The following is a 12,104-nucleotide window of genomic DNA, read 5'->3' as shown; positions in this document are numbered from 1 at the left end:
AGTTCCGAGCCGATCTGACCCGTACTGCCTACTATAAGAATGTTATTCATCGTTTATTTAATGGTCGCGGACCTGCTTGTACTTATGGTTGAAATATATATCCTTTATTCTGCGAATTTAAGTCCGTCCAGCTTATTCCATGCTCCACGGGTGAAATCCGGAATTTCTACCGGGGAGCTACTGTTATCCAGAGATATTTCGGTAAGAGGTATCAGGCTGCACCATTCAGCCAGGTCATAGACGTCCATATCCAGCGGCAGTCCTTTTTGGAGACAGTAGATCAGGCGGTAGTCCATGATAAAGTCCATGCCGCCATGCCCTCCTACCTGTTTTGCCTTTTCTTCTATGTCTTTTGCTATCGGATGTTTATATTTCTGCATCAGGGCTTTGCGTACATCATCGGGAACGAAACTGTGTGCGTTCAGATTTTCGTGATTGGCTGCGACCTCAGGGTCTATCGCTCCCCCATCGAGGGCATAACCTTGAGTCGGATACTTATTGGCAAAGCCTTTTGTGCCTGTCAGTTGGTACATACGGCTATAAGGGCGCGGCGAATTTACATTGTGCTCGATAAGGATGGACTTGCCTTTTTCCGTGGAGATAAGGGTTGAGGTATGTTCCCCGTTCCGGAAATCCTTTACCTCTTCGCCTGTTTTCTCTTTTATGAAGTTTATACTTGATAGCTGTTTTGCATCAACCGATACAAGGTAATTCAGCTTATCTCCGCGGTGTATGTTCATGGCCTGGCATACAGGTCCGAATCCATGTGTAGGGTAGAGGTCGCCCCTGTGTTTCCTGTTATAATCCATGCGCCAGTTGTTCCAGTACTGGTTCCAGAATGGCTGAAGCCCGTGTATATAGGCTCCCTCCCCGTGTACAATCTCACCAAGCAGTCCCTGCTGCACCATGTTGAGGGTGGTCAGCTCGAAGAAGTCATAGACGCAGTTTTCGAGTTGCATACAGTGCTTGCGGGTTTGTTCTGAGGTATTGACCAAAGCCCATATCTCATCCATGGTCATTGCCGAAGGTACCTCAATGGCGACATGCTTGCCATCCTTCATCGCCTGTACACCTATTGTGGCATGGGACTTCCAGTCGGTAGCTATATAGATCAGGTCTACATTTGGCAGGGCTGTTACTTTACGCCATACGGAAGTATCTCCATAGAATTCCTGAGCCTTGGGAAATCCCCTTTTTTCGAGCATTCTGTTTACTTTCCCCGTGTTTTTTTGTTCCACGTCGCACAGGGCAATTATTTCCACGCCGTCTATATGTGTCATGCGTTCCACTGCACCCGGGCCGCGCATACCCAGCCCGATAAAAGCTACACGTACCATAGGTAGCGGATCAGTCCTTAGTTCGAGTACATCTGTTTGTCCGGCAGGACGTACAGGAACCGGTATTTTAATCACGTTCTGGGCTTTCGGTTGCTGGCTGATGCTCATAGCGATAAAGCCGGCGAATAATAAAAATAATATCTTCTTCATTTCTTATAATTTTTTTAATGGTTTTTATTATAGGAGGATTTTTCCTTTTTATCTTCCCTTACTTAATCTTTATGTCGCAGACAATTCTCCCGATGACGGAGAGCATCTCATCATAGTTTTCCTCCATAGACAGCAATAGTTTATACTGCGCCCGGGTTCGTACCAGATTATGCGTCTCATACTTAACCTTGTAATAATTATCCCCATCGATGTAATCCATCAGGAAACGCAGTACCTGTTCGAAGGTAATATACAGGGCGGAGAAAGCGAGATTGTCAATTTCCGGTTGCGTCAGGAAGGACGATGCTTCCGACAGGTATCCTCTGGTATAGCTCTCAAAGATATCCATCTTCATATACACATTTTCAAGATTTTCATCATCTTCCTTTCCTGCATTTGTATATGAACGTATGGCATCGCCATAGTCGTTCAGGCACATGCTGCTGAGGACGGTATCCAGGTCGATAACGCATAATACTTCTCCTTGCCTGTCGAACAGTATATTGCTGATCTTGGTATCGTTATGGGTAATCCTGACGGGTATTTCCCCGGATTCGAACTTTTTCCATAAAGCCAGCATCTGACTACGGCGGCTCTCTATCCAGCCGATCTCCTCTGCGACCTGCGCTTTGCGTCCGGCCGGGTCTTTTCCGAGGACTTCATCCCACTGTTTCAGGCGGAACCGCATATTATGGAAGCCCGGTAATATATCGGCCAGCTGTTCCTTCATACCGGCCAGCATAGCCTGAAACTTACCAATCCCCCTTCCGCCCTGCGATGCCAATTCAGGGGAATCGGCATAGTCATAGGCAGTTGTATTATCTATAAAGAGGCAGGCAGCCCAGTATTCGCCTGCGGCATCTTTATAAAACAGCCTGCCGTCTACCGTCGGTACGACAGTCAGGGCCTCTCTTAGCGGATCGCCTCCCCGTTCAGAGATTATCTTCTTCAGATGCGTGGTTACCTTATGGATATTATCCATCATCGCGGGTACATCCCTGAAGATATTCTTATTCTTCCGCTGGAGGATATAGTCGGGATTATTTCCCTGCGTTTCAACGAAAAATGTATCGTTAATCAGCCCTTCACCCAGCGGGCGTATTTGCAGTATGGGACCGCTGAATAAAAAATGAGGGACTATTTTTTCCAAATTCATATTCATTCGTATTTTTATTCTTGTTCTTTCTCTTTCAATATCCTTACCTGCCGGTTTCATGCAGGCATCAGTGTGTTTTCTATTTTAAGTCAGGGCCTGCTGATAAGAGCCTTTCTCGCCTTTATTAACCTGTTTTAGTTTTATCTCGATTACAAAAGGTTCACTTAGTTTCTGAATGTCAGCCGGAAGAACTATGTCATAATAAACGGAGCCGGATTTATCCCGTCCTCCATCCCTAATAACAGCAGCTTTTTTAGTCGGTTTAAACATAGCGTTCTCTATCACATAAATCATGTCTTTATCTTTGCTTCTCGGGACTTTTATTCTCAGAAGATTATTCATCGGTTTATTAAACACTGTAAGATAAGTAATATCGCCTTTTGCGGTCGAATGTCCCCAGTCCTGTTTCTCAAGTACGGAATGTTGTACTCCATACACGGCGTCTCCATTTACTGACATCCAGTTTCCTATACTCTTGGCAATATCCGTTTCTTCCTGACGGATATTACCGTCTCCGTCAGGCCCGAAATTAATCACAAAATTTCCATCCAGGGAATTGGCTTTCACAGTCATTTCAATCAGGTCATAAGGCGTCTTCACGTAAGTCAGGGACCAGTCACGGTGGTATCCCCACTGGTTTTCAGGTATTGTCATTACGCAATCCCAGTCGAAGCCTTTGGTTTCTGCCAGGCTGTTGGGAAGATTACGCTCAAAACGCTGATCGTAATCGTCTATCAGGTCTCCGTTCGTATCCTCATGGCGTTTCCCGTTTTCATCCGCACGGAAACGGCTGCCGATAATCAACCCCGGGTGCATATCCCGCAATTCCGTACCGAGCGCATCCACCCAGGCGGCTTCTTTCATCCATGCGCCATCCCAGGAACCGTCGAACCAAAGCCCTTTGACGGTTGGGTAATTTGTCAACAATTCTATCAACTGATTCCGTGTAAATTCCTTAAATGTTTCGTAGCCAGCCTTGTCTTTTTCATTTGAAATCGCTGTATATCCTGCCCAGTTAAGTCTGTCGTCGTTCGTGATTGCTGTTCCCGCCTGATAGCCGGGATGGCTCCAGTCAATAATGGAAAAATAAAGATATACATCGATGCCTTCGGCTGTATATGCATCTACCAGTTCCTTGACTATATCGCTCTTATACGGGGTATTCGCTATGGTATAGTCAGTATATTTGCTCGGCCACATGCAAAAGCCGTCGTGGTGTTTTGTGGTAAATATCATATATTTGGCACCCATCTGTTTAGCTTGTTTCGCCCATTTTTTTGCATCGAATTTTGCAGGATTGAACTGTTTGTACAGATTATCGTATTCTTCTTTTGTTATTAATCCCGATGTACGAAACCATTCGGCAGCATAATGCGTCGTTTTACCGTTCCACTGGCCGCCGGGGATCGCATAGACACCCCAGTGGATAAATTGCCCCAATCCGTACTCGCGCCAGCGCTGCATATCGGCATCGGTACGTTTTCCGACACGGTGTGCCCCATGTTTTAAGGGTATTCGCATTTTTTTTTCAGGAGATTGAGCGATGCTTTGTAAGAAGAACAGTATGCAAAATAAAAGTGTAAAAAAATGTATTTTTTTCATTATGTTGATATTTTTAATTATTCAGTTATTATCTACAAGCCAATATGCTCCGCCGTTTTTTTCTCAGGCTGTTTAGTATTCGCTGCTTTTTTACTATCCGGTGAATAATTCCATACAATCTTGTCGCTATATTCTTTTCCGTCTTTCACTGCCTTGGCTTCTATTACGTTCTCCCCTGTATTTAATTTTATATTGTTAAAAATATAATGCACCGGGGTCGTTCCTTCTTTAAAATTGGTGATTTCCAATCCGTTGACAAACAATCGCGGAACACCTATATTAGAGTATACGGTAACCGGGGTCACTTCATTTTCCCGCTCGATAGCCCTGCGTTGAGTCAGGTATAAAACAGGTTCCTTGCTCCAGTTTGCTTTATACCAGTAAAACGGATCTTTTTTTATCTTACGGTCAAACGTCACAAGACCTTTCATATTACGCGCTTCCACGCCTCCCTGTGTATTGACAGGCGTAGCAAAATCAAATGTATTCCATACATAAGAAGCGAGCAGGTAAGGATGTTTGGATATAAAACCCCACTGTATCTCATGAAACTTAGTTGAAAACGTTTCAGGATAGAACTGGGAAAAATACCTCCCGAACTCGCCGACTACTTCTTCCTGCTGGTCTACATTGGCTTCTGCACCATATTCGGAGAATATCACTTTGTAACCCGGAAAATCTTTTTCCATACCTTTAATCCATTTTTCCACATCGCTTATCTCCCCGCTGTACCATCCGAAATAATGATTTATCCCTTGTATATCGGCGTTCAGATTGGATGCCTGGTCAACCTTCGAATAACCGCTTACCGAAACCGTGTATCTGTCCGGGTCTTCTGTTTTTGCCAGATCATTCAGGTCTGTGGTAAGGGAAACTGTATAATCGTAAGGTGTGTAGACTTCGTTATGCAAACCCCAGACATAAATGGAAGGATGATTGTAATTCTGGCGGATAAGTTCCGTAAGCTGTTGTCTGGCGTTCCCGGATTCCCGGGTACTTACCCTGTTCACAAAAGGTATTTCAGCCCAGACAATGAACCCTATACTGTCGCATTTTGCATAAATCCTTTCGGCCTGCTGATAGTGGGCAAAGCGGATTGTCGTTGCGCCGATTTCCTTTATGATTGCCAGGTCAGTATCGTGCTGCTCATTGGTCAGGGCGCTGCCTGTACCCCACCAGTCCTGATGGCGGCATACCCCATACATGGGAACCTTTTTGCCATTCAGGTACATACCGTCGCCGGCTTTCAATTCAAAATGCCGTAATCCCAAAGGTTGTATCACTTCATCTATGACCTTATTATCCGATACCAGTTGTATAACGACTTTGTACAGGTATGGGTCTTCAAGTCCCTGCCACAAATGCGGGCTCTTTAATGCAAACTCCTGTACAAAAAATTGTCTTCCCTGGGGCAGGACGGTAACAGGCATTTCCTGCTTTGATTTGACTTTTCCGTCCATTTCATATATAGTAGTCAGTAAACGGACATTTTTTGTGTCGTGATTCTTGTTTTCCAGTTTAATTTTTACGCTTATTTCGGCTGACTTATCCGAAACATTCTTCTGGCTTATATAAATTCCCGGCGAAGCATAATCGGTAACGGTAATATTCAGCTTTTCCGTTACAATAAGCTCCATAGGACGGTAAATTCCGCCATAAACACCGAATAAAGTATGATTTACGGGTATAACATCCGGTCTGGAATTGTTGTCCACTTTTACCAGTATCTCATTTTCCTGTCCGTATCGTAACAGCTTTGTCATTTCGATTACGAAAGCGGAATATCCTCCCTTGTGGTTTCCCGCAAACACTCCGTTTATATAAACCTCGGCTACCGCCGCTACTCCTTCAAATCGTAGGAACACCCGTTTATCGCCTAATGACGGGTCGGGAGTGTATGTCTTTCTATAATAGGCTTCGCCCGCATAAAACGTATTCTTCTTCACCTGCATGTCTTCAGCGTTCCAAGTGTGTGGGATTTTAACAGGCAGCCAGTCTTCGTTCAATGTTTTAGGTAAATCTTCGGCCTTCTTGAATAACCACCCGTCATTGAACGGCTGGCTATCGCGACCATAGGCCTGAATCAACATAAATATACAAAGTAGACTTGGAAGAAATCTTTTCATGATATAGTTTTAGTTTAATCGGATTCGGATGATAAATATATAAAAACCGTACCGGTTGTTACCTGGTTTGGATTTGCTCTTATTGGCTTTCTTTTTGCTCTAATTAATATTTTTGATAAAAAATCCTTTCAGATGAGGCAAGCCAAACCTGAAAGGATTCTGCTGATACTTCAATCTATCTAACCTAAAAACATTTATTTTTTATTTTTCAGGCCAAGCTCTGCAAACTGCATTGTGCTTCCGCCGGAGTTATCCCATTCATCAAACCTCATTTTTAGATACCGGTAACGGACTGCCGCATCCAGGGTGATTTCATTTACCGTGGCATTAGGAAGTCCGACGTGCTCCTTAACCGGGGTGAAGGTACTTCCGTTGTCGCTTCCATAAAACGATACGGCTTTTGTATTTAAAAATGCCTGAAAATTTCTGTTGGTCAGGACAATCGTGTTAAATGTCATTTGCTTCCCAAAATCTATGACAGCCCATACTTCCTCACCTGTGGCCGGTACTGAAACTCCCCCGTAACTTTTGCCGGGTTTCACCATTGACAAGCAAGTCGACAGGTCTCCGTCCACAAGACTGCCCGGGGCGTTTGATATTGCATCGTCCGCCGGAAGAGGATGTGATGTCGTTACCGACCAGTTTCCGTCATTTATAACATCTTCGCTTTCGAAAGTATATGTTCCTCCGGTATTTACCAAATGGTATGAGTAGGGTTGTGAAGTGCTTTTTGCGGTTCCGTTCTCCATTAGGATAGTTACACCCACTTTATAGTCGAAACTATTGACTTTCATTTCTTCGATTGGAATATCCAGCTGAAAGGTGTTCCCTACAGGCTTGGCCACAAAAGCCACGCTCGTATAACCATGCGAGCCTCCCAAAAACGTTTCGGATACATTGTAAAATCTGATGATTACATCCGTTACCGGAACGGATGCGATGAAGTTGCCTTTCACCGTGCAGGTACCGCCGTTTATTTCCACGCCTGAAATTTTTAATGAGGCGGTAACAGTCTCATAAAACGTTTTCTTCGTAAATGAAGATAGCTGGCAATTATTCATGATAGCTGCGCTTGCGTGATGCATAAATGTGGCAGTCTTACCATAAGTCTGATTTCCTGCTCCCATCAATGACATTCCGAAATCCACGTTGTTCTTTTGAGAATTGGTCGGCCCCACATGCGGTTCGTTTAGCGCATGACCGAGTTCATGAAACATACCACCAATAGAATTGTTGGTAATGCCGCCAACTGGTTTTATCGGATTACCCGTAATAGGATCTCTTTGCATATTTTCGTATGCCATGCCTTCATATTCATAGGCAAAGCACCACTTGCCGAGTCCATAGAAAGGCGTATCTTCGTTTGACCCGTTTATGGCGGTGAGTACAAGCGTATGCTCACTATATTTTGTCAGGCTATTCTGTGTATAGTACTCATTTATTTCCGTAATCATCTTACTCCCGCCTCCGTCATAAGGATAGTCTGCTTTTTTACCCTTCGCATTTATTTTAACAATATCCACCATGCCATTTTCATCTAACGGTAATCCGAAACTTTTTTCATCATATCCCCAATACTTCATCCACTTGCAAATATATAGCTGATGCTTTAACAATAATGTACTGATCCGCTTTTTATAACCCGGATTTTCTATAATATCGGACGGAACGAAGTAAACCACATTCAGTTTGTACGGATAATTATCGTTGTTGGGATCGCCTTTTACATCATAAAGCACATCGGGGCTTATTTTTGAAACAACGGTTACTGTATTCGATTTTATATTCCGGGCCTGTGTCTCGCCATAGAATATACTTTGGGTATTGAATCCGCTGTAATTCAGACCGGATAGTTCTTCATCGGTAATACCGGGCTTTAGGCTTGTTTTTATGATTATAGTAATGGTGGACGAACCCAGGTAACTGTACGAACCACTGTTTTTTGCAAACGAAACCTTTATCGTATTTTGGTCGATTGTGACCTCTGTCTGAGTAACCGTCGCACCTTTCGAGTCGGTAACAGTAATATTGTCTGCCGACAATATGAACAAACTGCTGAAAGACAGTTCCAGAGAAGGTTTTGACCAGTTGATCGTTTTCCCGTTGAATTCTAATTGGGAAGAGAAGTTAAGTTCTTCGTCAACCTCTGTCAATTCAAAGGATTCTTTGCCGTTAACCGTTTGTTTCAGGCTGACGTCTGTCAGGTCGGCATACACCGGTGGGTTTTCCGGTTCTTCATTATTGTCGCTACACGAAAAAAAAACGCAGAATAAAATCCCTAAAGTAAGCAACAGGTAGAGTTTGTTCTTTTTATTCATGGTATATTTTTATATAATTGAACAAGAAAGACATAGGGCAAGGCGATAATAACCTTGCCCTATTTATATAAAGAATATTTATTCGATTACAATTTTCCCTAAACCGAATTCGGCTATTTGCATCGTATTGCCACCGCTCGTATATCCGGCACCGGGATAATCCGGATGCTGGTATTTATCAGTAGCATAATTCTTACTTTGCACAGCCAAGATTACCTTGACATAACGATAGGTAGATGGGGTTATTGGAATAATATAAGGCTTGTCCTCAACCGAAGTAGCATCACCTACATACGAAACTTTTTGCGGTACCCAAACTATATTCGCATTATTTCCGGCAGGTTCGCCAGGGGCTATTACGGTAAAATTAGTACCGTCATTACTACCTTCTATTATAATACCGTACACCCGCAAATAATTGTAGTTATTGGTACCTACAGATCCATTGGTATTAGCATATGTTCCACTCCGGTGTGACCATTTGATATACTCAAACTCTTGCGCTGTTTTCATATCAACAATAAACGACGGTGCTTCGGAATCTGCCGGAGGTTGTTGTCCGGCTGCGTTGCCGCCAGGTTTCACTAATGACAGGTATGAACCGGATTGACCGTCGAACATATGTTCGGGTAAGCCAGTTACGGGACTTTCTTTTGTATTGCCGTCCCACGCATAACCATAACCATTGTGGGTCTGTGTGGTTACTGTCCAGTTTGTCCGGTCTATATCCACCGGAGTATTTGTCACATCTAATACGCTTACATTCCAGTTTACCGACAGGTTACTGCCGTCGGTTGTCCTGATCGTTACCGTTGTAGAACCTACACTAACGGGAGTTACAATACCAGCCGCATCAACCGTAACAATAGCTTCATCATTGGATGCATAGGAAACGGCTTTATTCCAGGTATCTGCCGGAGCGAGTGTTACATTGGCAGCCAAATCGAAAGGTGCGCCTCCTATTTTCAGCTGCTTATTCTGTGCAGCTGCGGCTATATTGATCGCAGTGGCTTTCACCATATGGTCTATGATATTCACTATAAACCGTGTGCTTAACCCCGACCCGTCTGTCGCGCTGACTATCAGGGTATCTTTTCCAAAAGATTTCGGTTTAAGAAGTCCGCTTTCGGTTACAGTCATTAATTCCGGATGCTTATTAGTAAAGGTTACTTTTTGGTTTTTAGCGCTTTGAGGTAAGATTACCACATTAAGCTGTAGTTCTTCGTTATCTTTGAACGAAATTTGCATAGACGGCGTTCCCGTACTTACATAAACGGCTTCCTTTACGGCTATTGAAGTAACTTTTCCATCATTATCCGGTTCAAACCCCTGCGGATCACAACTGCTAACCAGCATAATAACTGCCAGAACTGATAAATATATAATTTTCTTCATGTTTTATTATTTGACGGTTACTAATTAACGTTTTATATCTTGCCATTGGGGACTTTGCGTCAAATTCTTGTTTAACTCAAGTTCCTGCAAAGGAATCGGATTATAATAATACTTGTCGTTCCATTTTACAACACCATTTGTTACATTCGGACTTTTCGGATAACCAATGATAAAGCCTTCACTGTCTACAAAGACATCCGAATTAAGTGTCGCTTTCGGCGCATCCTTAGCTTTGCTTGTGTTTGTTCCGTCATATAGTTTTTGTTTTTCTGCCGTAAATTTCATGCCCCTTATAGGCTTTTCTATAAATTTACCGGCTTTCCAGCGTACCAAATCTTCGCGGCGAAGACCTTCCATAGCCATTTCTATGCGGCGTTCGCGGCGTATTTCACGAAGTATTGGCCCAGGAACATATCCGGCATATTGCTGATACAGATTGTCCAGACGGGCGTCAGCAGGGATATTCTGTAAAGTCAGCTTGCTGTTGGGATATTTCGTGAAGTCAAAACCGGCCCGCAGGCGTAAGGCATTGACGGTAAGATCGAGGTCTCCATTGGTAATTGTACCCAGTTCTGCTTTGGCTTCCGCATACATCAGCAAAGCTTCTGCATAACGGAAAATCAGTGCTGTCTGCGTTCCACTCGTTGTAGAACCATTGTCTATTGGTTCATTTGTCCAGTGTTTGATAAACATATAGCCGGTGACACAAGGACCGCCGGTCGGCGTCTGGTTGGCAGTAGGACAATTGTAAGTGATTTCGGGATATTTAAGGCCTTGCAGCGTCTGATTAATTACGCCACCGTTTTCGTCCCTGTTGAAAATAGTAATGTATTCACCCGGTTTCACTACAGTTTGCCGCAGGCGTGGATCACGGTTATCCAGTTCGCGCCAGTCGTCACCGTCATAACCTTTGAAAAGCGGGCTTGAAGTAACCGGTAACCCGTCTATACATAAATATTCGTCTATCAGGTCTTTCGTTGCCCCTTTACAATATCGTCCGCTGGCATTTCCTCTGTTCATACTGAAGTAGCGGGAAGTTCCGTGCCCGAGTTTAGAGCCGTCATATACACGCGCGAGAATCGCTTCTTTGTGATCGCCGCCTGTCATCCCATTCAATTTGAATAGGTGCCAGTAAGGGTCATTCCCTACCTCGCTCGGTACATTGTATAATTGGTATTTACCGGAAGATATGATTTCATTACATGCTGTAGCGCATTCCTGGAGGAACCGGTTGGCAGTCGCTTGCAGGTTCAGTTCCGTATGATATTTGCGGAAAGTGCCTTCAAACAGACAAAAACGCGCTTTCAGGAAATTTGCCATATCACGGTTGATACGCCCGGTCGCCCCTACCTGAGTGCTTGTATACTGTACGGCATAGTTGAGGCATTCCAGTATCTTGTCGGCAAGTTCTGCACGGGAAGTACGCGGAGAATACAATTCGGGAGAATCTATATTCAAATCCTTCTCCAGCCATGGTACTTCACCAAAAGCGACTATTTTTTGGTAATAGTCCCAAGCCTTGAAGAAATAGGCTTCCGCTGCATATTTATTTAAAAGTTCCGGGCTGCTCACAGATCCTTCCGCCTCACGATAGTGATTGAGGAAATAATTAATGGTACGCAGATTATTCCATCTCCAGCCTGTGTTGTTGGCATCATCAAGCGAAGTTGTCGCACTGGACGGTACCGGCCAGGTATCTTGCATACGATTTACAATATCGCCGGAAGTGTTGCTGAATCCGATGGCATTGTCGGTAAATATATCGCCATACATAATCTGGCTTCCACGCGTAATAAAAAACGGAGGGCTGTAAGAATAGGCGTTGCCTGACTGATGCCCCTGCGCATATATATTATACAGCTGATTAAGGTACAAAGGCAGGTCGCCTTCGTTCTTCAAAAACACGCCCTCGGCGAGGTCTTGGATAGGATCTTGCTGCATAAAAACATCGTTACACGAGCTTAACGCGAAGCCTGTCGAAACACAACCGATCGCTATATATTTTATTATTTTTTTCATA

7 protein-coding genes are annotated in these 12,104 nt (G+C 43.9%); all 7 read right to left on the bottom strand.

What is annotated here, in order from left to right:
* Positions 1–104: 104 nt before the first annotated feature.
* The 7 genes from ACFO6W_RS10665 to ACFO6W_RS10635 all read right to left on the bottom strand — a co-directional run bounded on the left by ACFO6W_RS10665 (position 105) and on the right by ACFO6W_RS10635 (position 12,103).
* Positions 105–1,487: a Gfo/Idh/MocA family protein gene (locus ACFO6W_RS10665; protein ID WP_379996180.1), complete on the bottom strand. Its 1,383-nt coding sequence runs from the start codon at positions 1,485–1,487 to the stop codon at positions 105–107.
* Positions 1,488–1,545: 58 nt separating this feature from the next.
* Positions 1,546–2,649: a phosphotransferase enzyme family protein gene (locus ACFO6W_RS10660; protein ID WP_379996178.1), complete on the bottom strand. Its 1,104-nt coding sequence runs from the start codon at positions 2,647–2,649 to the stop codon at positions 1,546–1,548.
* A gap of 78 nt (positions 2,650–2,727) precedes the next feature.
* Positions 2,728–4,245 (bottom strand): alpha-L-fucosidase, encoded by a 1,518-nt coding sequence (locus ACFO6W_RS10655; RefSeq protein WP_379996176.1) that lies wholly within the window; start codon positions 4,243–4,245, stop codon positions 2,728–2,730.
* A 32-nt stretch (positions 4,246–4,277) separates the two neighbouring features.
* On the bottom strand, positions 4,278–6,371 hold the full coding sequence (locus ACFO6W_RS10650) for a glycoside hydrolase family 2 protein (RefSeq protein ID WP_379996174.1): 2,094 nt from the start codon (positions 6,369–6,371) through the stop codon (positions 4,278–4,280).
* Between the two features lie 194 nt (positions 6,372–6,565).
* Positions 6,566–8,689, bottom strand: a complete 2,124-nt coding sequence (locus ACFO6W_RS10645; RefSeq protein ID WP_379996172.1) for a discoidin domain-containing protein — start codon at positions 8,687–8,689, stop codon at positions 6,566–6,568.
* Between the two features lie 78 nt (positions 8,690–8,767).
* Complete coding sequence (locus ACFO6W_RS10640) at positions 8,768–10,084, bottom strand: Ig-like domain-containing protein (RefSeq protein WP_379996170.1); 1,317 nt, start codon at positions 10,082–10,084, stop codon at positions 8,768–8,770.
* 24 nt (positions 10,085–10,108) lie between these two features.
* Positions 10,109–12,103: a RagB/SusD family nutrient uptake outer membrane protein gene (locus tag ACFO6W_RS10635; RefSeq protein ID WP_379996168.1), complete on the bottom strand. Its 1,995-nt coding sequence runs from the start codon at positions 12,101–12,103 to the stop codon at positions 10,109–10,111.
* Position 12,104: the final 1 nt, after the last annotated feature.

Source organism: Dysgonomonas termitidis (assembly GCF_042654545.1).
Lineage (GTDB): Bacteria > Bacteroidota > Bacteroidia > Bacteroidales > Dysgonomonadaceae > Dysgonomonas > Dysgonomonas termitidis.
Note: the sequence above shows the minus strand (reverse complement) of the source record. Positions and strands in the feature narration are given on the sequence as shown.

Coding starts and splice junctions, on each gene's coding strand:
- ACFO6W_RS10665 (WP_379996180.1), bottom strand. CDS start 1,487: ATGAAGAAGATATTATTTTTATTATTCGCCGGCTTTATCGCTATGAGC.
- ACFO6W_RS10660 (WP_379996178.1), bottom strand. CDS start 2,649: ATGAATATGAATTTGGAAAAAATAGTCCCTCATTTTTTATTCAGCGGT.
- ACFO6W_RS10655 (WP_379996176.1), bottom strand. CDS start 4,245: ATGAAAAAAATACATTTTTTTACACTTTTATTTTGCATACTGTTCTTC.
- ACFO6W_RS10650 (WP_379996174.1), bottom strand. CDS start 6,371: ATGAAAAGATTTCTTCCAAGTCTACTTTGTATATTTATGTTGATTCAG.
- ACFO6W_RS10645 (WP_379996172.1), bottom strand. CDS start 8,689: ATGAATAAAAAGAACAAACTCTACCTGTTGCTTACTTTAGGGATTTTA.
- ACFO6W_RS10640 (WP_379996170.1), bottom strand. CDS start 10,084: ATGAAGAAAATTATATATTTATCAGTTCTGGCAGTTATTATGCTGGTT.
- ACFO6W_RS10635 (WP_379996168.1), bottom strand. CDS start 12,103: ATGAAAAAAATAATAAAATATATAGCGATCGGTTGTGTTTCGACAGGC.